Origin of the sequence: Enterococcus termitis, from assembly GCF_001730305.1 — a bacterium.
GTDB lineage: Bacteria > Bacillota > Bacilli > Lactobacillales > Enterococcaceae > Enterococcus_L > Enterococcus_L termitis.
In genome coordinates, this window is the sequence record NZ_MIJY01000015.1 from 1 (window position 1) to 25,851 (window position 25,851).

23 protein-coding genes and 2 riboswitches are annotated in these 25,851 nt (G+C 38.8%); of the genes, 5 read left to right on the forward strand and 18 right to left on the reverse strand.

Annotation, left to right across the window (positions count from 1 at the left end; all coding sequences use genetic code 11):
• Positions 1 to 341: 341 nt before the first annotated feature.
• From BCR25_RS09805 to BCR25_RS09820, 4 genes are all read right to left on the reverse strand, one after another.
• Complete coding sequence (locus tag BCR25_RS09805) at positions 342 to 863, reverse strand: GNAT family N-acetyltransferase (RefSeq protein ID WP_069663440.1); 522 nt, start codon at positions 861 to 863, stop codon at positions 342 to 344.
• On the reverse strand, positions 860 to 1,333 hold the full coding sequence (tsaE, locus tag BCR25_RS09810; protein ID WP_069663441.1) for a tRNA (adenosine(37)-N6)-threonylcarbamoyltransferase complex ATPase subunit type 1 TsaE: 474 nt from the start codon (positions 1,331 to 1,333) through the stop codon (positions 860 to 862). Before tsaE ends, BCR25_RS09805 begins: the two co-directional genes overlap by 4 nt.
• A 128-nt stretch (positions 1,334 to 1,461) precedes the next feature.
• Complete coding sequence (gene pta, locus BCR25_RS09815) at positions 1,462 to 2,442, reverse strand: phosphate acetyltransferase (RefSeq protein ID WP_069663442.1); 981 nt, start codon at positions 2,440 to 2,442, stop codon at positions 1,462 to 1,464.
• Positions 2,443 to 2,598: 156 nt separating this feature from the next.
• Positions 2,599 to 3,279 carry a uracil-DNA glycosylase gene (locus BCR25_RS09820; RefSeq protein ID WP_069663443.1) on the reverse strand — a complete coding sequence of 227 codons (681 nt, stop codon included), beginning with the start codon at positions 3,277 to 3,279 and terminating at the stop codon, positions 2,599 to 2,601.
• 181 nt (positions 3,280 to 3,460) lie between these two features.
• Between BCR25_RS09820 and BCR25_RS09825 the strand changes: the two genes are divergently transcribed.
• Both BCR25_RS09825 and BCR25_RS09830 read left to right on the forward strand, forming a co-directional pair.
• Complete coding sequence (locus tag BCR25_RS09825) at positions 3,461 to 4,330, forward strand: Cof-type HAD-IIB family hydrolase (protein ID WP_069663444.1); 870 nt, start codon at positions 3,461 to 3,463, stop codon at positions 4,328 to 4,330.
• 39 nt (positions 4,331 to 4,369) lie between these two features.
• Positions 4,370 to 4,885: an LURP-one-related/scramblase family protein gene (locus tag BCR25_RS09830; protein WP_069663445.1), complete on the forward strand. Its 516-nt coding sequence runs from the start codon at positions 4,370 to 4,372 to the stop codon at positions 4,883 to 4,885.
• 43 nt (positions 4,886 to 4,928) lie between these two features.
• Here BCR25_RS09830 and BCR25_RS09835 read toward each other — a convergent pair whose 3' ends face one another.
• The 3 genes from BCR25_RS09835 to BCR25_RS09845 all read right to left on the reverse strand — a co-directional run bounded on the left by BCR25_RS09835 (position 4,929) and on the right by BCR25_RS09845 (position 7,895).
• Positions 4,929 to 5,498 carry a GNAT family N-acetyltransferase gene (locus BCR25_RS09835; RefSeq protein ID WP_069663446.1) on the reverse strand — a complete coding sequence of 190 codons (570 nt, stop codon included), beginning with the start codon at positions 5,496 to 5,498 and terminating at the stop codon, positions 4,929 to 4,931.
• A 152-nt stretch (positions 5,499 to 5,650) separates the two neighbouring features.
• On the reverse strand, positions 5,651 to 6,823 hold the full coding sequence (locus BCR25_RS09840) for a 3D domain-containing protein (protein WP_425429371.1): 1,173 nt from the start codon (positions 6,821 to 6,823) through the stop codon (positions 5,651 to 5,653).
• Positions 6,824 to 7,049: 226 nt separating this feature from the next.
• On the reverse strand, positions 7,050 to 7,895 hold the full coding sequence (locus tag BCR25_RS09845) for a putative ABC transporter permease (RefSeq protein WP_069663448.1): 846 nt from the start codon (positions 7,893 to 7,895) through the stop codon (positions 7,050 to 7,052).
• A gap of 268 nt (positions 7,896 to 8,163) precedes the next feature.
• Between BCR25_RS09845 and BCR25_RS09850 the strand changes: the two genes are divergently transcribed.
• Together BCR25_RS09850 and BCR25_RS09855 are read left to right on the forward strand one after the other, a co-directional pair.
• Positions 8,164 to 9,894, forward strand: coding sequence for an ABC transporter ATP-binding protein (locus BCR25_RS09850; protein WP_069663449.1), 1,731 nt, complete (start codon positions 8,164 to 8,166; stop codon positions 9,892 to 9,894).
• Entirely contained in the window at positions 9,884 to 11,647 is a 1,764-nt protein-coding gene (locus tag BCR25_RS09855) for an ABC transporter ATP-binding protein (RefSeq protein WP_069663450.1), read from the forward strand. The genes BCR25_RS09850 and BCR25_RS09855 overlap by 11 nt, the downstream gene beginning before the upstream one ends.
• Before the next feature lie 58 nt (positions 11,648 to 11,705).
• On the opposite strand, the gene BCR25_RS09860 is transcribed toward BCR25_RS09855, so the two are convergent.
• Positions 11,706 to 12,251: a folate family ECF transporter S component gene (locus BCR25_RS09860; protein ID WP_069663451.1), complete on the reverse strand. Its 546-nt coding sequence runs from the start codon at positions 12,249 to 12,251 to the stop codon at positions 11,706 to 11,708.
• Positions 12,252 to 12,670: 419 nt separating this feature from the next.
• A riboswitch (THF riboswitch) is annotated at positions 12,671 to 12,793 on the reverse strand.
• Positions 12,794 to 12,857: 64 nt separating this feature from the next.
• Positions 12,858 to 13,280: a methylglyoxal synthase gene (gene mgsA, locus BCR25_RS09865; protein ID WP_069663452.1), complete on the reverse strand. Its 423-nt coding sequence runs from the start codon at positions 13,278 to 13,280 to the stop codon at positions 12,858 to 12,860.
• Positions 13,281 to 13,467: 187 nt separating this feature from the next.
• On the opposite strand from mgsA, the gene BCR25_RS09870 reads away from it, so the two are divergent.
• Positions 13,468 to 14,577 (forward strand): ABC transporter ATP-binding protein, encoded by a 1,110-nt coding sequence (locus tag BCR25_RS09870; RefSeq protein WP_069663453.1) that lies wholly within the window; start codon positions 13,468 to 13,470, stop codon positions 14,575 to 14,577.
• A 57-nt stretch (positions 14,578 to 14,634) separates the two neighbouring features.
• Here the strand turns inward: BCR25_RS09870 and BCR25_RS09875 are convergent, their stop codons facing one another.
• The 9 genes from BCR25_RS09875 to BCR25_RS09915 form a co-directional block, all read right to left on the reverse strand.
• Positions 14,635 to 15,270, reverse strand: a complete 636-nt coding sequence (locus tag BCR25_RS09875) for a hypothetical protein (RefSeq protein ID WP_069663454.1) — start codon at positions 15,268 to 15,270, stop codon at positions 14,635 to 14,637.
• Positions 15,271 to 15,439: 169 nt separating this feature from the next.
• On the reverse strand, positions 15,440 to 17,104 hold the full coding sequence (locus tag BCR25_RS09880; protein ID WP_069663455.1) for a formate--tetrahydrofolate ligase: 1,665 nt from the start codon (positions 17,102 to 17,104) through the stop codon (positions 15,440 to 15,442).
• A gap of 33 nt (positions 17,105 to 17,137) precedes the next feature.
• The gene (locus BCR25_RS09885) at positions 17,138 to 18,325 is read right to left on the reverse strand and encodes a M20 metallopeptidase family protein (protein ID WP_069663456.1); all 1,188 of its coding nucleotides are present in this window, start codon (positions 18,323 to 18,325) and stop codon (positions 17,138 to 17,140) included.
• Positions 18,326 to 18,473: 148 nt separating this feature from the next.
• Positions 18,474 to 19,856, reverse strand: coding sequence for a dihydrolipoyl dehydrogenase (lpdA, locus tag BCR25_RS09890; protein ID WP_069663462.1), 1,383 nt, complete (start codon positions 19,854 to 19,856; stop codon positions 18,474 to 18,476).
• Between the two features lie 5 nt (positions 19,857 to 19,861).
• Entirely contained in the window at positions 19,862 to 21,313 is a 1,452-nt protein-coding gene (gene gcvPB / locus BCR25_RS09895; protein WP_069663457.1) for an aminomethyl-transferring glycine dehydrogenase subunit GcvPB, read from the reverse strand.
• Positions 21,310 to 22,626, reverse strand: coding sequence for an aminomethyl-transferring glycine dehydrogenase subunit GcvPA (gcvPA, locus tag BCR25_RS09900; RefSeq protein ID WP_069663458.1), 1,317 nt, complete (start codon positions 22,624 to 22,626; stop codon positions 21,310 to 21,312). The genes gcvPB and gcvPA overlap by 4 nt, the downstream gene beginning before the upstream one ends.
• A 3-nt stretch (positions 22,627 to 22,629) precedes the next feature.
• Complete coding sequence (gene gcvH, locus BCR25_RS09905; RefSeq protein ID WP_069663459.1) at positions 22,630 to 23,013, reverse strand: glycine cleavage system protein GcvH; 384 nt, start codon at positions 23,011 to 23,013, stop codon at positions 22,630 to 22,632.
• Between the two features lie 22 nt (positions 23,014 to 23,035).
• Complete coding sequence (gene gcvT / locus BCR25_RS09910) at positions 23,036 to 24,121, reverse strand: glycine cleavage system aminomethyltransferase GcvT (protein WP_069663460.1); 1,086 nt, start codon at positions 24,119 to 24,121, stop codon at positions 23,036 to 23,038.
• A gap of 195 nt (positions 24,122 to 24,316) precedes the next feature.
• A riboswitch (glycine riboswitch) is annotated at positions 24,317 to 24,419 on the reverse strand.
• Positions 24,420 to 24,578: 159 nt separating this feature from the next.
• The gene (locus BCR25_RS09915) at positions 24,579 to 25,739 is read right to left on the reverse strand and encodes an MFS transporter (protein ID WP_069663461.1); all 1,161 of its coding nucleotides are present in this window, start codon (positions 25,737 to 25,739) and stop codon (positions 24,579 to 24,581) included.
• Positions 25,740 to 25,851: the final 112 nt, after the last annotated feature.

Consider the following 25,851-nt stretch of genomic DNA (forward strand, 5'->3'; position numbering starts at 1 on the left):
AAATTTGGCTAACTACGGTTTTAGTAGGAGGTAGCCTTTTTTTGTTTTTTTACCGTTTTAGTTTTCGTATAAAGCGTTTAGCTCCAAGAAATAAGCCGAAATTCACGAAAATTGCCAAGCATCACAGTGAGTTTACGAGCTGATGATAATTGGTACCTACCTGGTGCTCTTCAAATTTTTGTGACCAAGTAGGTACTGTGCAACATCAACTCGGTACTCGTTGTGTTTTACAGCAATTTCAGCTTATTTCCGAAGGGATTGCTTCTGCTTCCACCGTTTATTCGGATTATAAGTGAGTGGGATATGACTTGAAGAGTTATGTCTCACTCACATCTCTTTATTTAATCGATCATCATGCTCATCAAATGAACATCTAAGAACTCGTCATCATCGGTTTTAGCCCCTCTAGGCATTATTGCTTCTGTTTTAAACCCGATTTTTTCATATACATGAACTGCACGTTGATTGCGCTGCTGAACAGTTAATTCTAGGCGACGGATCACCTGACTTTCTTTCGCCCATTCGATCAGTTCTTCCATCATCAAGCTTCCTAAACCAAAGCCCCAATAATCTTTTAAAATACTAATGCCGATTTCACCGATATGTTCCATCCGTTGTTTTGATGAAGCTTTGACAGAAGCCGTACCAATGACTTTTCCATCTGCCAGTGCAACCATCAGGACATTATTTGGTGAATCATATAGATTTGCTAAATTTTCACTCATCTCATCAGGTGTCATTTCCAGTCCTTTTTCATCCATCACTAAGTAAGGTGTTTGACTGCCAATGATTTTTAATGCCACTAAGATAGCTGCCGCATCATCTGGAATTGCTTCTCGAATAGTAAATTCAACCTCTGTCATCTTTTTTCCTCCATTTTTTGCTGGATTCTTGCTAAAAATTGTTCTGACCGTCGTCCGAACGCTTGAATCAATAGTTTTCTTTTTTCTGGGTCCTCTGAATCTTTTTCAATGGTAATATCTAAGTAGTCCAAAGGCATAAAATCACCCAATAGTTTTCCCCATTCAACGACAGACAAGCCGTCGCCCTCAAAATATTCATCTAATCCCAAGTCATCTGCGCCATCTTCTATGCGATATACATCCATATGGTATAATGGCAACCGTCCTTCACGATACTCACGAATGATTGTGTAAGTTGGGCTTTTGATCATTTGCTCAATCCCAAGACCTAATGCAATCCCTTTGGTCATCGTTGTTTTACCCGCCCCAAGATCTCCGGAAAGAATAATAGTATCTCCTCTTTCACCACTTGCACCAATGAGTTTGGCTATGTCTTCTGTTTCTTTTGTGTTCTTAATTAAAATCTCCACTTCATCACCTGCTTTTCTGCCTGATCATTCTGTATTTCCATGTAGTGTAGTATACCGAATTATGTAAAAAAAAACTAGGGAATCAAACAAAAACGCTACACGTTTTGTTTCAATTCCCCAGTAAAAAATTAATTCATCAATGATTGTGCTGCTGTGATGATTGAAAGTTTATAAATGTCTTCTTCATTGGCACCACGTGATAAATCTGAAACTGGTTTGTTCAAGCCTTGTAAAATCGGACCAATCGCTTCAAAGTTACCTAAGCGTTGAGCAATTTTATAGCCAATGTTTCCTGATTGTAATTCTGGGAAAACAAAGACTGTTGCTTGTCCGGCAACGGATGAGTTTGGCGCTTTTAATTGTGCTACAGAAGCAACATAAGAGGCATCAAACTGTAATTCTCCATCGATATCTAATTCTGGCGCTAAGTTTTTCGCAATTTTCGTTGCTTCAACGACTTTATCTACTTCAGGTGCTTTAGCAGAACCTTTTGTAGAAAAACTCATCATAGCAACTTTTGGATCGATGTCGAACAACTCAGCAGTTTTTGCACTATCAACAGCGATTTCAGCTAATTCTTGAGCCGTTGGGTTCACATTGATTGCACAGTCCGCAAAGATATATTTCTCTTGGTCACGTCCACGAACCATGATCATTGCTCCACTTGTACGGCTGACACCTGGTTTTGTTTTGATGATTTGTAGGGCAGGACGAACAGTGTCTCCTGTTGAGTGGATCGCGCCACTAACCATACCATCAGCTATCCCCATGTAAGTCAACATTGTTCCGAAGTAATTTACATCTTTTAGGATTTTACGTGCATCTTCTTCTGTTACTTTTCCGTTACGGCGTTCTACAAATGCTGCAACCATTTCTTCCCAGCCTTCATAATTATCAGGATCAATAATAGTGAAGTTAGAGGTTTTGATTCCACGAGCATGTGCAGCTTCAACAATTGCTTCTTGTTTTCCGATCAAGATCGGTTCCATTAGTTCTTCTGCTTTCAAACGTGCAGCTGCCCCTAAAATACGAGGATCCGTTGCCTCTGGGAAAACAATTTTGATATTACGGCGAATGACTTTAAATTTTAAGCTATCGAATAATTCCACGATATACCCTCCAATGATTATTTATACAAACTAATCATACACTATTCTCCAAGAAAATAACAGTTATTTATAGCTGTATTAGTGTAAAAAATCTTGATTCTGATATATTTTTCACAAACTCACTCATCTGCACTATAACAGTTTGCACCTGTTTTATCACACTGTATCAGGCAACTGCCAGTTGATGGGAGTTTCTCCTAATTGCTCCAGCGCTTGATTCGTCTTTGAAAATGGCTTTGATCCAAAAAAGCCGCGATGAGCTGCTAAAGGACTCGGATGAGGAGATTTGATAATAATATGCTTGTTTGTATCGATCATTTTGATTTTTTCTTGGGCAGGCTTTCCCCATAAGATAAAGACGATCGGTTTTTCTCGTTCATTCAATTTTTCAATAATTGCATCGGTCAGATTCTCCCAGCCTTGGCCGCGATGTGAGTATGCTTGTCCGTTTCTGACTGTTAAAACAGTGTTGAGCAACAATACACCTTGTTTTGCCCAGCTTTCCAAAAAACCGTGGGAAACGGGCGGATATCCTAAATCATCTTGAAGCTCTTTATAGATATTCATCAATGACGGTGGCGTTCTTACTCCAGGCTGGACAGAAAAACTTAAGCCGTGGGCCTGATTAGGTCCATGATAAGGATCTTGTCCCAAGATAACAACTTTCACCTCTTCGTATGGAGTGAGTTCTAATGCAGAATAAATATGGTACATATCTGGATAAATAGTCTGCTGACTATATTCCTGCTTTAGAAATTCTCTTAATTTCAAATAATACTCCTTGTCAAACTCTCCTTTTAAAACTTCTTGCCAACTATTGTGAATGATTTCTTTCATTTATGCTTCTCCTTCTCTTTAGTCAAGTCTTTATTAAGTAAAACGTCTATTCTGCTAACTTTCTTTAACATGTTTAGCATAGCGGATTTTGGTGCATGTGACAAGAAATTTTTTCTGCACTGAAATCATCAAAACATGGTAAACTATAGATAAGTTAAATAAACGAGGTGTAGAAAAATTTATGATTAAATTGATTGCTTCAGACATGGACGGAACACTACTGGATTCAAAAATGGGAATTTCAAAAGACAATGCTTCAGCAATTCGGGAAGCTGAACGGCTTGGGATCGAATTTATGGTTGCTACAGGACGTGCGTATACCGAAGCTAAACCAGCATTAGACGAAGCCGGCATCGAATGTGCCATGATTACCTTAAACGGCGCAAAAGTTTTTGATAAAGCTGGAAACTCACTCTTTACAGCAGGCATCGAAAAGAAAACAACTGCTGAGATCATGGATATTTTAGATGCAAATCAAGTTTATTTTGAAGTATCGACTAATAAAGGCATCTTTTCAGAACATCAAGAAAAGAGAATTGAGAATTTTGCCGCACATATCGCGACAACTATGCCTCACTTGACCTATAAAGTAGCGATTGCTATGGCGGCCGCTCATTTATCTTTACTAGACATTAACTATATCGATGATATCCGTGCCTTACTTCAGCAGGATGATATCGAGATTTTAAAAATTATTGGTTTTAGTATGGAAGGTCCTAACGTTTTAGCGCCTACAAGCGCGCAAATTAGACAAATACCGGACTTGGTAGTGACTTCCTCTGCCCAAAACAATATCGAAGTGAATCACAAAAATGCACAAAAGGGTATCGCAGTGGCTCATGTGGCTAAAGATCGTGGAATTTCTGAAAAAGAAGTGATGACGATTGGTGATAACTTCAATGATGTCAGCATGCTTCAATGGGCTGGTGTCAGTTTCGCAATGGGAAATGCTGAACTAGAAGTCAAAGATCATGCCAAATACGTGACCTCAACGAACCTGGAAAACGGTGTTGGTGAGGCAATTTTAAGAGCAATCAGAGAAGATTTATAGTCTGCTACTAGCGTAAAAAATGAAAAGAGGTGAGAGATGATGTCTGAATTTTTTATCCAGGAACAGCAATTAAGTAATGTTACACGAACGCTCGTCAAAGATGAAGACGGTAAGTCTCTTTTCCTCCTTGTCGGCCGTTGGGGAACACGCGGAGACGCCCTTTCTTTATATGCAATGAATGGTGAACTGGTGGCAAGTATCAAGCAGACCTCTTTTATTTTTGGCTCTCGCTTCGAATTATATAAAGGATTTGAAAAAGTAGGGGTGCTACGTAAAATCCTAAACTTAAATGCAGATTTCTATTATATTCAACACTTACACTGGACTGTTTTAGGGGATATTAGAAACCATCATTATTCCATCTATCAAGTTAACCATAAAATCATGGAAATGAGTAAAGCAACACTTTTTACTGGAGACTATTTTAGCTTGAATGTCGCTGATGATGAAGACGCTCCACTTTGTATCTGTGTGGCTGCTGTATTGGATTATTGGTTATACAATAAGAAAAAAAATAAAGATAATAAACCGATTATTGGTTTTGGTACTTGTTGACTCCAAAAGACTCTCTCTTATAGTAGCAAAAAATCAGCGAATGCTATTCGCTGATTTTTTTTTGCATATGATCGTAAACATGTCCGCTGATCATCACTTCCGAGACATCTTTAAACCCTTTACGGCTATATAATTTTTTGGCGTTAGGATTTGCTTTATCCACGCTTAAGCCAATGATTTCCTTACCTTCTCTTTTGGCCATTTGTGGTAAAGCATCTAATAACTTAGAACCAATACCTAGCCCACGATACTTCTCATCTACTGAAATCGAATCCAGGTACCACTCATTAGGTAATGTTTCAGGATCCACAAAAATTCTGATTTCTTCGTCTAAATGATACTTGCGTAACACTTTCTTTAAAGGTGCATCGATGATCGGCTCGTCTTCACTTGGGTAACCAAAAGCAATCCCTGCTACCTGACCTTCATGCTCATAAACCAAACCTCTCTGGTAACCATAGCGATAAACTGGATCTGCTAATGCTTCAGCTAAAACAGCCAAAATGGTTTCTTCAGGAACCATTTCCAATAATGGAAGTTCCATATCTTTTAAAATAACTAAAATCAACGGAGCAATAGCTTTTCCGTCTTCTTTTGTTGCAAAACGAATCATTGGTATTCCTCTCTTTCTATAGTGCAGTGTACCATTTATACGCAACAAATGCATTACATTCTCTCGCTTTTTAATTTGTTTTAAATAATTACGCTTCTTGATTGCTTTATTTGTGCAAAAAAAAAGACACTTCGAAAAGTGTCTTTTGTCTTTTATTGAATAACAACTTTTACATTGTTTCTACGTCCCCAACTGATACATTGGTCAACCGTTGGGAAATGAACATCAATGATGTTTCCATTGATTGCGCCGCCAGTATCACCAGCAACAGCAAATCCGTAACCTTCTACCTCAACAAAAGATCCTAATGGAATCACACTTGGGTCAACAGCAATTACATTACTATTTGAGCGTAAATCAATTCCTGTAGCAGTGATATATCCAGATCCAGCTTCTCTCCAAGAGTAAGCAGTTGATTGCACATAAAGCACTTGACCGTTTCCAGTTCCAGTATCTCCACCTGCATTTGGTGTTTCCTCTGGCTCAGATGGTGGCGTAACAACTGGTTGTTCTTCACTGCTTGAGCTAGAGTCTGAACTTGAACTACTACTTGAATTCGTACTTGATGATTCACTGCTTGAGCTTGATGAAGCAGATTCACTCGCTTTTCTTTGCGCTTCTTGTGCTTCAGCTTGTTTACGAGCAGCTGCTGCTTTCTTCTCATCAGAGATACGTTTTTCTTCTGTTTGTTTTTGACTAGCAATCAATTCTAACGCTGTTTGATTATCCGCTAATTGCTCTTTTAATGAGGCAACTTGAGCATTCATCAATGACGCTTCTTCCTGTAATTTTGCTTCGTTGGTTTGTAGTTCTTCTTGTTTGCTTTTTACAGTTTCTTGAAGCTCAGTCAATTTTTCTTTATCTTTAGATAAACTGTCTATTTTATTTTGTTCCGCATTTTGTAAAGTAGTCATCGCAAATGCCTTATTAAAGAAATCAGAAATGCTCTCTGCATCTAGCAATACTTGCCATGTCCGATGCTCTCCGCTTAATTGGATATCTTTCATACGGTCCCCAACGACTTCTTTACGGCGCTCAATACTTTGCTCAGTTATTGTGATCTCTGCTTCAGAATTTTTGATTGTTTCTTCAGCTTTTGAAATATCTACTTTAAGTTTTTCAATTTCAGCGTATTTTTCATTAACATCATTTAAAGCTGTATTGATATCTTCACTAATCGATTCTCCTGCCTGTTCAGTTTGTGCTTCTTTGTCCTTCAGCTCGTCTAATGACTCTGCTAAAGTACTGACTGGAAGACCAACATTTACTAGCATGATAGCAGCTAAAAATGGTATCAATTTTTTTACTTTCACTGAATCCAACACCTTTCCTAACTAAATCCAACTCTATCCATTATACTAATCTATCACCCATTTATTATTTCAGTACTGTTACAATTTGTTACATTTTAACGAAAATCTCGTTTTCACTGTAATAAAACCAGGGTAGATCCGTATCATTCATTCGACTATATAAGACTCAAAGACTTATTATATCAAGCGTTTAGCGCTACATGAAACACAACTAGCCACTGTTATATAAAACACGACTTTATTTCGTATTTTTTTTGTATTTATCGATGATTTCCTTCACTTCAAATGAATTTTTAATATTTTTCAATGACAAATTAGGGTAATTTTTAATCCAGCGCTTTTGATTAAAGCCAATTCGTGTAACCAACTCCTTGATTGCAGGTGTGTTTTTCAACTCCTCTAATAAAGAGTTGCGTTCGGCAGACTGGGACCGTTTTCGTTCGCTCATCTCTTCTGAAACTGACTCTTTTAGTTCTGTTAAATTTGTAGAAAGCACATTTCTTTTTTCATTTAAAATAGTAGCCAATTCTCCCTTGCGTTCCTCCACAGCTGTACTGATTTGGGTTGTGATTTTTTTGAAGGACTGCATATTGACTAGTGTATAAATCAAATCACAGCTAATGACTACTAGTAACATAATCGGCAAGACCAGCCCAAATTTTTCAGCGAGATAATGCTCAAACAGCAGGACCTTTGGATGAATCACTCGGACAATCAATACACAACCGATCCCCCAAAAAAGTGATACTGGTAAGGCTACGCGACCATTTAAATTCAATGGTACATCTTTATAATCCCACCACGAAGCATGAAAAAGCTTTTCCAAGCCATAACTAGTTATATACTCTAACAAGGTAACTAAAACCGTAGATAAAACATACAAACTAATGATATTTTGTTTAAATGGCTCTAAGAAATATAAGACGCCCAAAATACCAAAACCATAAATTGGGCAATAAGGACCGATCAAAAACCCTCGATAAACAAATTTTTGGGCTTTTAATGAACAATAGACCGTTTCCCATAACCAGCCAATAAATGCGTAAATAAAGAATAATAATACCACGTTGATAAATTCATTCATGAACATTCTCCCTTAGTAGTGAATACTTTCCTTGTTATTGTAACAAATAATTGTAGTGTAATGCGAGCAACTTTATTTGCATGTTAAATTAATATAGAATAGAAGAGAAAAACTTCTCTATTTTTTACCATTATTATTCGTTATCTAGCTGCATGAGCCCAACCTCTTGAGAAAAACTGAATGAGGCAAAAAGCGCTTCAGTCATGTCTTCTATTTTCTAGTCGAGATTAAATAGGCTCATTCCGCTTTTAATTTAAGGAGGAATTCTATGTTTGGTTTGCTTAGGTTTGCTAAGAAATATCGTAAACAGGTGATTCTTGGTCCATTTTTTAAATTTTTAGAAGCCTGTTTTGAATTAGTTTTGCCCTTATTTATGGCTCGTTTAGTTGATCAGGGCATTCGTATGCAGGATCGAGCTTATGTTTTACAAATGGCAGGCTGGATGTTATTGATGTCAGTGATTGGTTTAGTATGTGTCATGATTTGTCAGTATTATTCTTCTATTGCCTCTCAAGGCTTTGGAACTGAATTGCGAAATCAATTAATGAAAAAAATCAATCAGCTTTCGCATGCTGAATTGAACAGCTTTGGTACTGATACACTGATCACTCGTATGACCAATGATATCAATCAACTGCAGCTTGCTTTAGCCATGTTGATTCGTTTGGTGATTCGTGCTCCTTTTTTAAGCATCGGCTCTGTGATCATGGCTTTCTATATCAATGTACAGATGGGCTTGATTTTTCTGTTGATGCTGCCAGTGTTTTGCATTATTCTATATTTTATTATTAAAACGACTGTTCCTCTATATAAGAAGGTTCAAGAAAAATTAGATCTATTAAATCGTCAAATCAGTCAAAATTTAAGTGGTGTTCGTGTCATCCGAGCCTTTTCTAGAAAACAAACAGAAGAAAAACATGTCAATGAAATCACAGATGATCTTTCTTCTATTTATATTCGGGTATCGAATATTTCTGCCTTATTAACTCCTGCAACCACACTTGTGATGAATCTCGGTATTTTAGCGCTGCTCTATCTTGGTGGAATAAAGGTCGAGTTTGGTGGTCTACAACAAGGCGAGGTCTTAGCATTGATCAATTACATGAATCAAATGCTGCTAGCGTTGATCGTCGTGTCGAACCTGGTCATTATTTTCACTCGTGCATCTGCTTCTGCATCAAGAGTAAATGAAGTCTTGGCGGTGGTTCCAAGTATTCATTCTGAAGATAAAGAGGAACTTTCCAGCAACTCCTCACAAGAAATCATCTTCGATCATGTATCATTTCGCTACCAACCTGATGCGGGATTAGCATTAAACAATATTAATCTGACGATTCCTAAAAATTCTGTTCTAGGAATCACTGGACCAACTGGCGGTGGAAAAAGTACTCTAACACAGCTGATTCCTCGATTTTATGATGTAAGTGAGGGAAATGTATTCGTCAACGGAATAAATGTACGTGACTGGTCTATAGAAAAACTACGCAAAAAAATTGCCATTACACCTCAAACTGCTGTTTTATTTACTGGAACGATTAGAGAGAACCTGCAATGGGGCAAAGAAGATGCAACTGATGAGGAATGCTGGCAAGCGTTAGCAACTGCTCAATGTAAGGATTTTGTTGAACAGTTAAGCGAAGGCTTAGATACGTATGTTTATGAAGGTGGCAAAAATTTTTCTGGCGGCCAAAAGCAACGACTGACTATCGCTAGAGCTTTGATTCATAAACCAGACGTTTTGATTTTAGATGACTCATTGAGTGCTTTAGACTATCAAACCGATTTAAATTTAAGAACCGCACTAAAAAATGATTTAAAAGAAACTACATTGATCTTGATTTCACAGCGAATCAGTTCTATCCAGCAAGCTGATCAAATACTGGTCTTATCGAGTGGCAAACAAGTGGGACTGGGAACGCATGAAGAGCTTCTACGTTCTTCTACAGACTATCAAGAAATTGTTGCTTCACAGGAGGAGGGAAACGCTCATGATGACTAAAAAAAATGCAAGTCGCTCTTTTAATCGTTTTCTCCCCTACCTGCTTCGCTATCCGAAAGAAATGACCGCTGCTGTCATTCTTGGTATCATAAGTGGGTGGACAACCGTCTTGATGACTTATTATATGGGAAAATCGATCGACACAATGATTGGTAAAGGAGAGGTTGATTTTCGAGAGCTGCTTCAACTGTTGAGTTTGCTTGCGGGAATTTTAGTGGTCACAGTGCTCAGTCAATGGTTGATTCAACGTTTGGGTAATCGTGTTTCCTACCTTTCTGTAGCCGAGCTTAGAAAAGATGCCTTTGCTCATTTGAATCGATTACCGTTAAATTATTATGATCAAAACGCTCATGGCAATATCGTCAGTCGTTTTACAAACGATATGGATAATATTTCCGTTGCCTGTTCTGCTGTTTTTAACCAATTATTTTCAGGTCTCTCTGTTGTGATCATCGCCTTCTTTTTTATGTTAAGGCTAAGTCTATTATTGACAGCGGTAGTCTTGATTTCAACACCGATTATTTTTCTGGTCAACTGGTTGGTCGCGACCTCTTCTCAAAAAAATTTCGCTGCTCAACAACAGATCGTTGGAGATATCTCCGGATTTGTTTCTGAAATGGTCGGCAATCAGAAAATTGTCAAAGCTTTCCAACAGGAAACTGTTTCTCAACAACGGTTTGAAGACCTAAATCAGCAGTTGTATGTCCGCGGACAAAAAGCACAGTTTTCGTCTTCTCTAACCAATCCGCTCTCTCGATTCGTTGATCACTTAACTTATTTATCGATTGGGCTTGTCGGTGGATTGTTGCTTTTAAGCGGTAATCAAGCAGTTACCGTAGGTGTCATTTCAAGTTTTACGATTTACTCGAGCCAGTTTTCTAAACCATTTATTGAATTATCCGGAATCACAACCCAAATTCAAACTGCTTTGGCTGGTCTGGATCGAACCTTTGATATTATCAATCAGCCTGAAGAAAAGCCAGATGGAGAACATGCGCTTGTTTTGACAGACGTTTCTGGTGAAGTCGTTTTTGATCATGTCGATTTTGCTTACACACCTTCAAATCCGCTAATTCAAAATTTTAATCTCATTGCTAAACCTGGAGAAACAATTGCAATTGTAGGTAAAACAGGTGCCGGGAAATCAACATTAGTCAATTTATTGATGCGCTTTTATGATGTTGACAAAGGCTCGATAGTTATCGATGGACACCCAATCACACAAATCACCAGGGACAGTTTGCGAAAAAGTTTCGGTATGGTTTTACAAGATACCTGGTTATTTGATAGCACGATTCGAGATAATCTAACCTATGGTAATTCAGATGCTACCGACGAAGAGATCGAAGCTGCAATGAAAAAGGCCTATATATTTGATTTTGTTACACGTTTGCCTCAAGGTTTAGATACATTGATCGGTGCCAGCGGTATTAAAATTTCAGAAGGGCAACGTCAGCTAATGACGATTGCCAGAACAATGATCAGTAATCCGCCAATGCTGATTTTAGATGAAGCAACCAGTTCAGTTGATACTTTGACCGAGAAAAATATTCAAGATGCTTTCTTACAAATGATGAATGGACGCACTAGTTTTGTCATCGCCCATCGTCTTTCAACCATTAAAAATGCGGATAAAATTTTAGTGATGGAACAAGGTTCTGTCGTTGAAATCGGCAGTCATGATGAACTCATCGGCAAACAAGACGGCTATTATCACGCACTATATGAAGCCCAGTTTAAAAATCAACTGTAAAAATCAAAAAAGCGCCGCACTCTTTTCTGGGATGTAGAAAAGAATGCGGCGGCTTTTTCTATTTATAATTTGCTAATGATTTATTCAAAAATTGTTTGTATGGAACTTTGTTTCCTAAATAATAGGTAGCTACGACTTGGATCGGGAAGAAAATGATATTTTTCAAAATTCTAGGAATCCACCACGCAATATTGGAAAGATTAACGCCATACATCAATCCTAACCAAAGCGGTGTCAAGAATAAATGAATGATTACAGTTACGAGTAAAGTAGCTGTAAACACACGCTTCCAAGTTAATTCCTTTTTGTAATAGAAGAAACCATAAATAGCTCCCGAAATAAACGCATTCAGCGTAAACCCAGGAAAATATGGTCCTTTTGGAAACAGCAACATGCCCACTGTATCAGCAACAGCACTGCCGATCCCTGTCCAGAACGGACCAAAAAGAATCCCCATCAATGATTCTGGAACAAAGGTCAAACTAATTCGTAAAAACTGGGTTTCAAACGAAATAAATCGCGTAAAAACCACCATTAACGCGATCAATAAACTCATCAACGTAATGGTTCGTGCATCAATTCTTTTCTTCTTCAATACTAGCATCTCCTCTAAGAGCTGCTACACAAAATATGCAGCGAATGCGAAAACAAAACCGCGTATGATTAGAAAAGCAGAACGAAGCGTTTAGCCTTTTAAAAAATTAGGAATCTGCTTATGAAACGGTCCTCGTTTCATGAGTAGATTATCTATTTTCCTCAAAGGATGCTTCGTGTAGCTAGATCACAGAAAAGTGAAACGAACTCGCTCAGCTCTGACTGAAAAATAGGAAATCATTAGGGTGACGGGTTTTTGTCACTGCAATGATTTATCTTTTTTCCGAAGAGCTAGTTCGTGCAACTAGATCACAGAAAAGCGAAACGAACTCGCCCAGCTCTGACTGAAAAATAGGAAATCATTAAGGTGACGGGTTTCGTCACTGCAATGATTTATCTTTTTTCCGAAGAGCTAGTTCGTGCAGCCAGATCATGAAAAGCGAAATACCTAATCTTTTCAAAAAATTGCTCTATACTTTTGTAATATCATACTTCGTCCAAAAGGCAACATCCCATCCTTTCGGCACTTAACGCTTTATTTCCTACTCTGTTTTTTATTAGGCCTAAGCCTATTTGAAATATAGCATATTCCTTACTTTACTGCAATCAATTCCGACTAAAAAGAAAGCGGTTTATTATCGGTTTCATGAATAACATTTCTAAAATCCACAAAACCGGCTTGCAGTCCTCTTAATAAGATTTCAGCCGTACCAATATTTGTAGCTAAAGGAATTTCATAAACATCACTTAATCGTATTAGTGCAGTGACATCTGGTTCATGAGGCTGAGCCGCTAAAGGATCTCGAAGAAAAATGACCATATCCAGTTTGTCTTCGGAAATCATTGCACCAATTTGCTGGTCTCCTCCCAATGGACCAGATTTAAAACGATGAACAGGGAGTCCTGTTGCTTCAGAAATTTTCAATCCTGTAGTTCCTGTTGCAAACAATTCGTGCTCCTTCAATATCGGTTGATACGCTAATGTTAATTTGACCATCAACTCTTTTTTGCGATCATGAGCTATCAAAGCAATTTTCATCTTTATTCCTCATTTCAGTTCTTTTTCTCATTATAGCAAAATCTTTCAATAAAAAGTTAAAGAAGCGGCTCACTCATTTTTGTCACATTGACGAAAAAAAGATTTTTTCTTGTGCAACCTTCCGTTGAGCATGTATAGCGCTTTCATTTATACTACATTTATACTAAAAAAGAAAAGAGTGACAGCAATGGTGGAAATGGCGTTAAAAAATGTCTATAAAAAATATGATAATGCAGAAAATTATTCTGTAACAGATTTTAATTTAGAAATCGCAGACCGTGAATTCATCGTTTTCGTTGGTCCTTCTGGTTGTGGGAAATCAACAACATTGCGGATGATCGCAGGGTTAGAAGATATTACAGAAGGCGAACTTTCAATCGGTGATAAAGTCATGAACGATGTAGCACCTAAAGATCGTGACATCGCAATGGTTTTCCAAAACTATGCTTTATACCCTCATATGACTGTTTTCGATAACATGGCTTTTGGTTTAAAACTTCGTAAATATGACAAAGCAGAAATCAAATCACGTGTGGAAAATGCAGCAGAAATTCTAGGACTGACAGAATATTTAAAACGGAAACCAGCCGCATTATCTGGTGGACAACGTCAACGGGTTGCTTTGGGACGTGCGATCGTACGTGATGCAAAAGTGTTCTTAATGGATGAACCTTTATCCAATTTAGATGCAAAACTGCGTGTCGCAATGCGTGCAGAAATCGCCAAATTGCACCGCCGTTTAGAAACAACCACTATTTATGTAACCCATGACCAAACAGAGGCAATGACGATGGCTGATCGAATCGTTATCATGAAAGATGGCTTTATTCAGCAGATTGGTTCTCCAAAAGAGGTTTATAATACACCTAACAATGTCTTTGTTGCAGGTTTTATTGGATCACCAGCGATGAACTTTTTCAAAGTCACCTTAAATAACGGTGTGATTCGTGACGGTCATGGACTTGAATTAATGATTCCGGAAGGAAAAAACAAACTGTTAGTTGAAAAAGGCTACGAAGGCAAAGAAGTTATTTTTGGGATTCGCCCAGAAGATATTCACAGTGAACAAGTAGCTTTGGATACGATGAATGATGCAGTTGTTCGTTCTGAAGTTGTGGTATCTGAACTTTTAGGTGCAGAAACTATGCTGTATACAAAACTTGGTGATACAGAGTTTATTTCAAAAGTAGATGCCCGCGACTTCCACAAACCAGAAGAAATGGTTGATCTTGCCTTTAATATCAGCAAAGCACATTTCTTTGACTTAGAAACTGAACAAGTAATTAAGCTCCCATAGAACAAAGATATCCAGAACATGAATTTCCAAATCATGTTCTGGATATCTTTGTTCTTGTCAATGTACCTGTGCTTCCATTTCTTGGGGAAGAAGTTGTGCTTTTTCTTTTTCTATTTTTCTAGCTCGACTAAAAACTGGAATATCAAACTGTTTACTCAATGCATTCGCTACAAAATAAGCAATATTATAATCAATCAAACTATGAACTAAACCGCCAATTCCCATTAATAAAAAGATTGAATACATGTACCCTTGCGTGTAATAGGTTTCCGGCATATTGCCCATTGTATAAAAAACACTGACTACTGCTAACTCTGCAGCAGAATGTATGAAACCAATCACTAAATTGAATAATTGAAAACGTCCGTTAAAAAAAACGATTTTATGTTTAGATAAAACAATTGCTGGATGCTTTTGCAGATACAAGGCACCAATCGCTGCAAACAATAAATGTGACAATGCACGCAACGCGATAATCGGTGTCGCTGAAAGGAAAAAGCCAAAACCAGTTCCCAAGCTCACCGCAATCGCTACTCCAGGTGAGAAAAACATCGCCAAGAAAACTGGTACATGACTAGCTAAGGTAAAGGACGCTGGTCCAATCGTAATTCTTGGCATAACCATCGGAATAATGATCCCCATCGCTACCAATAGTGCGGCTATCGTTAAATGTCTAACTGATTTCTTCTTCATTATTTTTAATCTCCTTCAAGGTGTCTTGACATATAAGTTGTTCCTATTTTACGAGAAAAAAACAGATGTGTCAAGACACCTATCCGACAAAAAACAGCCTTTATGAATGGTTAAACAAGATCATAAAAGCTGTTCAAGTATTTAATTTCTTTTATGCGATATTTCTCGCTTAGAAAAGTCCGGAGATTTTCCCACTAGAATCAACATCTATTTTTTCATATGCTGCCTTTTTTGGTAATCCTGGCATAGTCATGATCGTTCCTGTATACGCTACAATAAATCCAGCACCTGCAGAAATCTTGATGTTGCTAATCGTGATCGAAAAGTCTGTTGGTCTTCCCAGTTTCGTTTGATCATCAGACAATGAATATTGTGTTTTAGCCATACAGATCGGTAAATGACCAAAACCTAGTTTTTCTAGCTTAGCGATTTCTCTTTCTGCCATCGGCTCAAACTGAACGTTATTTCCGCCATATACTTTCTCTACGATTGCACTGATTTTTTCCTTGATCGAATATTCATCGGGATAAGCAAAGGAGAAATGATTTTCTTGGTCCGCCAAACGGACAACCTCTTGTGCCAGTTCTTCACCACCTGCACCACCGTTTTCCCAAACATCAGACAAGACAACATTTACCTTGCGTTTCTCGCATTCAGTTTTGACTAATGCTAGTTCAGCTTCGGTATCTGTTGGGAATTTATTGATCGCAACAACGGTTGGCAATCCAAAAACAGTCGTCATATTTTCAATGTGTTTCAGTAAATTAGGCAGTCCTTTTGTTAACGCCTCGATATTTTCGGTGCCCAACTGATCTTTCGGCACTCCGCCATGCATTTTTAATGCTCTGACTGTTGCAACGACTACTACAGCGGACGGACGGATTCCTGATTTTCGGCATTTGATATCAATGAATTTTTCAGCACCTAAATCTGCCCCAAAACCGCCTTCTGTTACCACATAGTCAGCTAATTTTTTAGCCGTATTTGTCGCAATCACACTGTTACAGCCATGAGCAATATTTGCAAATGGACCACCGTGAATCAACGCAGGATTATTTTCCAGAGTTTGGACAAGATTTGGCTTGATTGCCTCTTTTAACAGAGCTGTCATCGCTCCTTGTGCATTCAATTCTCTGACTGTGACAGGCTGATTCTCGTAAGTGTAGCCAATGATCATATTAGCCAAATTTTCTTTTAGATCTTCAATGTCATTTGATAAACATAAGATCGCCATAATTTCTGAAGCAACAGTGATTTCAAAACCGTCTTCTCTAGGAACACCATTCACACAAGCACCTAAGCCATCGACAATATGTCTTAACTGCCGATCATTCATGTCAACCGCTCTTTTCCAAGTAATTCTGCGGTTATCGATCATCAATTCATTTCCTTGAAAAATATGGTTGTCGATGATTGCAGCTAGTAAATTATTCGCAGCTCCGATCGCATGAAAGTCGCCAGTAAAATGTAGATTGATGTCTTCCATAGGAACAACCTGCGCATAGCCGCCGCCCGCTGCTCCTCCTTTAATCCCAAAGACCGGACCTAAAGAGGGTTCTCTTAAAGCAATAATTGCGTCCTTACCGATTCGATTCAACGCATCACCTAATCCAACCACCGTCGTGGTTTTACCTTCGCCTGCTGGTGTAGGAGTAATCGCTGTAACCAAAATGACTTTTCCTTCTTTGTCACCTGAAATTTTTTTGACGTCGATCTTCGCTTTGTATTTTCCATACAACTCAAATTGATCTTCCTTCAAACCTATTTTTTCTGCGATCTTTGTAATTGGCGTAATCGTTGCCTCTTGTGCAATCTCTATATCTGTTTTGACCATTTTTTCCCTCCACTCTTTGAATCACTCTTTATTTTAACTATTTTTCAACCAAGAAATAGCTGTATCTGAATAAACCTTTGCGCCTTCTTTCAAGACCGATTCATCGAACACGATAGCTGGATTGTGTAGATTGATATTTTCTTCTGAAGCGACTAACAAAACGGTTGCCGTCGGGATCAGCTGACTGATTTCGCCAAAGTCTTCACTGCCCATTAATGGTGCTGAAATCGGCAGATCAACAATACGTTCTGCACCAAAGGTATCGATTAAAGATTGCTTCGTAAATCCTGCTAATTCAGGATCGTTTACATTCGTTGTACAGCCATTTGTGAAAACTACTTCTGCTTCTGCTCGGAAGGCTTTAGCAATATTTTCAGCGATTGCGGTCATTCGTTCCTTGACCTGCACGCGTACCTCTTCTTTTAAGGTTCTTAGCGTTCCTTTCATCACCGTTGTTTCGGGAATGATATTTGATGCTCCCGGTGTTCCTCCTGTGAACTCACCAATCGTCAAGACAAAGCGTTCTTCTGAACCGATTTCTCTAGCTGATAATTCTTGCAGCGCTGTGTAAATATGGACTGCGACATTGATTGGATCGATTGATGTTTCTGGTTGAGAACCGTGACCACCGCGCCCTTTGATCTTGATTTCAAACCAATCTGCACTTGCCATAAATGTTCCTTCTGGTGTTGGGATAATTTGTCCTACTCTTAAGCTAGGAAACGGGAAAACATGCAGCATCATTCCAGCATCGACTTTTGGATTTTCCAATACACCATTTTCAATACAAACTTTTGATCCGGAAAGAATTTCTTCTCCTGGCTGGAATAATAATTTGACTTGTCCATCAAGCTCGTCTTCAAATTCTTTTAGTAGTTTAGCCGCACCTAACAACATCGTCGTATGCATATCGTGACCGCAGGCGTGCATATATTCATTGGTAGATTTAAACGGCAAATCGGTCAACTCATGAATAGGAAGAGCATCCATATCTCCACGTAGTAAAAATGTTTTACCTGCCTTTTTGCCTGCTACTACTGTGATACCTGATTCTCCGCATGGCTGTGGGGAATAGCCATATTCTATCAACTTAGCCTTCACAAAAGCGACTGTTTGAGGTAACTCCATGCCAATCTCCGGATTTTGATGCAAGTGTCTTCTGATTTCAACTAACTCTTCTTGTAACCCTTCTGCGAATACTATTTGTTTTTCTGTCAGCATTTATTTTTTCTCCTTTTCATTTTAAATCGATACGACTTTTAACTGATAACCGTCAAACAAAGTTTTTTACCCATCTATAGTAGGAGGTGCAAAACAACAGATAAATCGTCTATTCTATCATACCAAACCAGTGTACTCTTTTTCTAGACTATTTTTTAGGCATCGTATGAATACCATGTCCTGCTAAAAGTTCATATGCTTCTCCAACACCTTCGTTATAGGTGGGGTGCGGGTGAATGATAGTGCCAACGTCACTGATCGTCAATCCATTGGCAATCGCTGTCGTAAACTCACTGATCATATCTGTCGCACGCGCACACAGCATCTGCGCTCCAATGATTTTTTCACTTTGTGCATCTGCGATTACTTTGACAAAACCTAAAGAAGAGCCTGCAATGATTGTCTTTCCATTGCCAGCCATATTGTATTTGCCAATCTTGATCGAAAGATCTTGTTCTTTTGCTTGTGCTTCTGTAATGCCAACCGAAGCAATTTCCGGAGTTGTGTAAACACAAGAAGGAACCAAGTCTAAATCATAGACCCCCTGTTGCTGATTCATCGCTAAAACTGCGTTGACACCTTGAGCGGAAGCTACATGAGCTAATTGCATACCACGATTGGCAACATCTCCGATTGCATAAATTCCTTTTATCGAAGTTTCAAAGAATTCATTGACTTTTATCATCCCTCTATCTAGTTCAACCGCCACATCTTCAGCAAATAGGCCTTCAAAATAAGCTTTACGTCCAGTAGCAATCAGAATCGCATCCCCTTTTGCGGTCAATTCTTTTCCTTTAGATGAAAAAGTACACACGAGTTGCGTCTCTTTTGAAATCGATGCAACACTCGATTTCGTTGCTATCTTTATTCCTTGTTTCTTCAACAGCAACGCTAACTTTTTAGAAATTTCACTGTCAAAATTAGGCAGCAATGTGTCCGCTGCTTCAATGATCGTTACTTCGCAGCCAAGTTCATTAAAAATAGACGCAAATTCTACACCGATCACACCTCCGCCAATAATCACTAGCTGGTTATACTGATTTGACTGAGCTAAAAGCTCATTGCTTGTTATCACTCCTGGAAGATCACTCCCAGGAATTTGCGGTACAGCTGGCTTTGATCCTGTAGCGATCAGAATTTTTTCTGTTTCATATATCTTATCGGAAACGTTGACTTGTCCTGGTGCGATGATTGTTCCAACGCCTTTGATCCAGTCGATTTTATTCGCTTTGATCAGTGCTTCGACCCCTTGTACTAATTGATCAACCACTTGATCTTTTTGCTGATACATTTTGTTTCGATCGATTTGAAGCGTTCCAACCTGAATACCATTTTTCTCTGCTTGTCTAATCTCTCTAATTGTCTCAGCTGCATGCAGCAGAGATTTCGTTGGGATACATCCTTGATTTAAACAGGTACCGCCAATTCTCTGAGATTCAACAAGAGCGACCTTCATACCTAATTGGGCAGCTTTGATTGCCGCAACATAACCGCCTGGACCTGCCCCAATAATGATTAAATCATACCTCACCCTTTTCACGCCTTTCTTGACTCTTTAGAAAAATCATAGCGGACAATTGGATGCCTTGCTGCTCGAACTTCATCTACACGGTGGATTTGTGCATGTAAGGGATAATTATGAAAAGCTTCCGGATGTTCATGCGCCTCTTCATACAGCTTGCGGTACACAGAAATAGCATCGTCCAACCGTTGTTTGGATTCTGTTTCTGGCGGTTCGACCATCAATGCTTCCGGTACCGTTAATGGGAAATACATCGTTGGTGGATACATTTGATGATCCAAAATACCTTTGGCCACATCTAGTGCTGTAACCCCTGTTTCTTTTTTCAAACGATCCAAGCTGATAACAAATTCATGCATACAAGCATCGCCATAAGGAACTTCAAAAATATCTTTCAATTCATGCAACATATAATTGGCATTTAAGACCGCTCCTTTTGATGCTGAAGAAATGCCTTCTGATCCTAAAAATAGAATGTAAGTCAATGCACGTAAAAACACTGAGAACTGTCCATAAAAACCTTTGACCTGACCGATGGAATCTGCCGGTTCTGTAAAAGTGATTTCAGAGCCATTTTGAACAGGATAATAGTTTGGTAAAAATGGTTTCAGCACGTCTTTACAGCCAACCGCGCCAGAACCTGGTCCGCCGCCGCCATGGGGAGTGGAAAAGGTTTTATGCAGATTTAAATGAATAATATCAAAGCCCATATCACCTGGACGAGCGACACCCATGATTGCATTTAAATTTGCACCATCATAATAATTTAGTCCGCCAGCATCATGTACGATTTTTGTGATTTCTAAAATGTTTTTATCAAAAATACCGGCCGTATTTGGATTCGTCAGCATCAATCCAGCTGTATCAGACCCCACTGCTTCTTTCAAAGCGGCAATATCTACACACCCATACTCATCCGATGGAATATTGACTGTAATCATACCAGTCATTGCCACACTGGCTGGGTTTGTTCCATGAGCGGAATCCGGAACGATGATTTTGTTTCTTTGTGGCTGTCCATTTTTTTCATGGTAAGCTTTGATCATTAATAAACTGGTAAATTCTCCGTGTGCTCCAGCTGCCGGCTGAAACGTAATGGCATTCATACCCGTGATTTCTTTCAACAATGTTTCTGTCATAGTAAAAACTTCTAAAGCGCCTTGTACTGTTCGTTCCGGCTGCAACGGATGAATATTGGCAAAGCTAGGAAAAGCAGCCATTTCATCATTAATTTTTGGATTGTATTTCATCGTACAAGAACCTAATGGATAAAAGCCGTTATTGATCCCGAATGTTGCATTTGCTAATTCCGTATAATGACGACTGATTTCAGGCTGAGGTAATGAGGGTAAATGTAAATCTTTTTCTCTTTTCAACGTGTCTGAAAGCTCAACGATCGGCACATCACAAGGAGCAATCATTTCGTTATAATAACCTTCTACGCTACGTTCAAAAATCAATTTCATGACTGACACGCCTCCTTCACTAATGCTGCCACTTTATCCATCTGCTCTTTTGTATTCAGTTCAGTTACACACCACAGCAAGCCTTTTTCGGTAGGATATCCGCCCAGAATATCCTGTTCTTCTAATTTCTCTAGGACAAGGGTTTCTGAAACAGGAAGAGTTGTTACAAATTCATGAAAAAATGGCGAATCATTGGTCAGTTCCACTCCTTCGATTTGGCTTAATTGATCCGCTAAATAATGAGCCTTGCTGTAGCATTGTGTAGCTACTTCCTGAATACCCTTGGCGCCCATCGTACTCATATAAACTGCGTTGGTTAAAGCACACAATGCTTGGTTGGAACAGATATTGGAAGCAGCTTTTTCTCGGCGAATGTGCTGTTCACGTGCTTGTAAGGTTAAAACAAACGCTCGATCCCCCGCTTCATCTACTGTTTCCCCTGCGATGCGACCAGGAAGCTTTCGGATCATTTTTTCTTTTGTCGCAATAAATCCAATGTAAGGTCCGCCGAAGGCTAAAGGGAGCCCAAATGGTTGAGAATCACCAACAGCAATATCTGCGTTCACTTCTCCAGCAGATTTCAATAGTGTACTGGCTACAGGATTCACGTTCATAATAAATTTTGCTTTTGCTTCATGGACAAGTTCTTCGATTTCTTCTACTGCTTCGATTCCACCGTAATAATTTGGCTGTTGAACAATAAAGCAGGCAGTTGTTTCGTCCAGCGCTGCTTTTAATGCTGCAAGATCTGTCAACCCATCTTTTTCTGGAATCATCACAAACTCGATATCCTGGGAACTAAAATACGTGAGCGCCGTTCGAACTGTCATCGGGTTGGTCGTTTCAGAAATCAACACTTTTAAACGTTTCTTTTCTAGACACATATTGATTCCTTCTGCCGTTGCGGTCGCTCCATCGTAAACAGAAGCATTGGTGGCGTCCATTCCAGTAATTTCACAGATCATGGTTTGATATTCAAATATAGACTGTAACAGCCCTTGACTGATTTCAGGTTGATAGGGTGTATATGAGGTCACAAATTCTTCCTTTGCCGCAATCTGCTTTACGATCGCTGGAATATAGTGATTGTAAGCACCTGCTCCACGAAAGATCGTTGAAAAGACTTTGTTTTTCCGTCCCATAGCTTCTATGATACTGCGTACTTCCAGCTCTGATTTTCCAGCTGGGATATCAAGTTTTTCCACTAGCATTTCTTTTGGAATATCTTGATAGAGCTCATTCATGGTTGTCAGACCGATTTTTTTCAGCATGTTCGCTTGCTGTTGTTCTGTTGATCCAAGATAATTCCCCATTATTTATGCCTCCTCAGATTCTTCGCAGAATTTTTTATACTCCTCAGCTGTTAATAATTCTTCTATTTCTTCCACACCTTCCACTTCGATCAGCCAAGACTCTAAAGGCGCTGAATTGATCATTTCCGGACTGTCTAAAAGCTCTTCATTTACAGCTGAAACTGTTCCGGTTACTGGAGAATAAGCTTCTGATACTGCTTTGACCGATTCAATATCTGCAAAAGATTCTTCTTTTGTGATCTCGTCTCCCTCATCTGGAAGATCTACAAAAACAATATCTCCTAGCTGATCTTGTGCATAATCAGACAGGCCGATTCTTACTTTTTCCCCATCAAAAAGTACCCACTCATGTGATTTTGAAAATTTCATTTCTTCTGATTTTGCCATTGTCATTATCCCCTTTTTCCGATTATTTTTTTACAAATGGTAGTGTTGTAATCTCTGCCGCAAGTTTCTTGCCTCTAACCTCGACCTCAATGATCGAGCCAATTTCCACAATGTCTTTTTTCACAAGAGCCATTGCACATGCTTTATTCACATACGGACACATCGTTCCAGATGTTGTCTGACCGATTTTTCGATCGTTAAAATAAACCGCTGCTCCTTCACGAACAATTCCTCGTTCAGTCAATTCCAACCCAATTCGGGTTATTTTGGGTTCTCCTTTTTCCAATAAAGCTTTTTTACCGATAAAATCATCTTTGTTCATTTTGACAGCAAAGCTTAGATCTGTTTCAAAAGGAGTGATTTCCTCATTCATTTCATGTCCGTATAAGGGCATTCCCGCTTCTAATCGTAAAGTGTCACGTGCTCCTAGCCCACAGGGAACAATGCCATAATCCTCACCTGTTTTTAGCAGTAAATCCCACAATTTTAAGCCATCGTTCGCGTGACAGTACAGCTCATAACCAAATTCTCCCGTATACCCAGTTCGAGATAACAGGCAATTTACGCCACCGACAACAGCATTTTCTGTAAAGCTGTAATATTTTTTGGGAATCTCCTGTTCATCGGTTAAACGTGCAATAATTTCTTTCGCGTTAGGACCTTGTAAAGCAAGTTGAACAAACGAATCTGATTGATCTGAACATTCAACTTCTCCGAATAAGTGCTGTTTCATCCAAGCAACGTCTTTTTCTCGATTTGCCGCATTCACGACGAGTAAATATTTTTCTTCGCTGCATTTATATACCAAAAGGTCATCGATCACACCGCCATTTTCATTACACATCAAGGTATATCTTACACGTCCTATTTCTAGGTTGCTAAAATCATTCGTTAATACATACTGTATATTTGCTAACGCATCTTTTCCTTCATACACAACTTCTCCCATATGAGAAACATCGAATAAACCGACTTGATTACGCACAGCCAAATGTTCTTTTATTACTCCAGTTTTTGAATACTGTACAGGAAGCATGTACCCTGCAAAAGAAACCATTTTCCCGCCTGCTTTTACATGTGCCTCATATAAGGGTGTTTTTAGATCCATCTCTATTCTCCTTTACCTTTTCTTTTGTGTAGCTGTTTTTAGTAATGTTTCGATCGACACCTCCAAGTAAAATAAGTATATAAAAAACAGAGGAACAGGCATCTTAAAAAAATGCCCATTCCTCTGTAAAAAACCTGAGAGATTCGTCTTCTTGCTGAAGAGTTGCTCCTTCGGTGCCTATGCTTTCCAGAGTGATGTCCAATTACGGTCCGTTTACCTGAGATCTTCATAATAAAAGTTTGGCCAATTATTATTTATTCCTTCGGTGCTGTTAATCAGTCTCTCCCGTAATGTTCTTCCATCCGATCTATTTTTAGTCCTACAGTTTTTAACAACGAGATAAAATAAAAGAAAGCTTATACGTAAAATTTAACATAAAACAGTTATTTATCCCAATCATTCTCCTTTTGACAGAACAAACAACGCTGTTCCCTTTTTTACTGTCGATTTAGAGTACTTATTGATTCCGTTGAACCATCAAAGTTATGATCCCTGAAACGGCAAATGAAACAGCAATAAAGATGAAGGAGCTAAAGAAGTTCCCATTAGAAACCTGAATCAATGCACCAATAATCGTAGGAGCGACAAATCCACCAGAAACTCCGATTGCATTGATTGTTGCATACTTTGCTGATACTTCCTCTGAAGGGAAAATTTTCAACGGAATACTCATCAATGTCGCAAACGCCAAACTTGCTGCTGCCACGGCCAATGCCAGAAACAGCATACTTAGTAAAAATGTATCGACAACAGAAACTAGAATTGAAAAAATACCACCCCCGAATGTTGCCGCCAAAATCACATATTTCTCTCTTCCTACAAAGAACTTATTGACCATCACGCCACCCGCCATAGCCGCAACCATCGTGAATAAACCAATCACCGCCGTTACATATGCTGTTTGAGTCAAAACAAGTCCGTGTGCTTCTACAAGATAGGTTGCCATCCAGCCGTTTAAGCCATACACTGCAGCATTGATAAAAAATGCGGCAAAAATCATGATCCAAACATTTCGATCCTGTAATACTTCTTTGAACGAAATCGACTGTTTCCCCTGCAGCTGCTCTTTCACTCCACCAAATTCTTTAGGAATCACAACATACATCATCACAGCAATCAACATCACTATTACACCTAGTAAATAATAGGCATTATGCCAGCCAATCATCACTAACAGCGGCGCTATCAACAACGGTCCTACAATCGACGCAAATCCTGACGAAGCAATCATCGTCGATTGCGCAGGTCCACGTTTTTCTAATGGTAATTCTTGTGAGATAAAGGTACTCACAGAAGCTGGATAGCCAGAATGAGCGACAGCTCCCGTCATAAAACGAATAAAGATCAAATATAATAGCGAAAAACCAAAGCCAAACAAACAAAGAAAAATCCCTACTAAAAACACAGAGGTAATCATCATTTTCCTTGTTCCGATTTTATTGGATAAATACCCAAAAGGAATTTGAAAAATCGTATACCCTAGAAAAAAAGCACTCAATATCAACCCTTTTTGCTGTGGATCAAAACCTAGATCACTCGCAATTGTAACCAGTGACATGCCGATCGTCATCTTATCGACATAAATACAGCTATACCCTAAAAAAATTGCTGCAAGCATCCAAAATATATTTCTTTTATACGAAAACTAAAACGGTAAAAAAACAAAAAAAGGCTACCTCCTACTAAAACCGTAGTTAGCCAAATTTGGTCTAGAACACTTTAACAGCTAT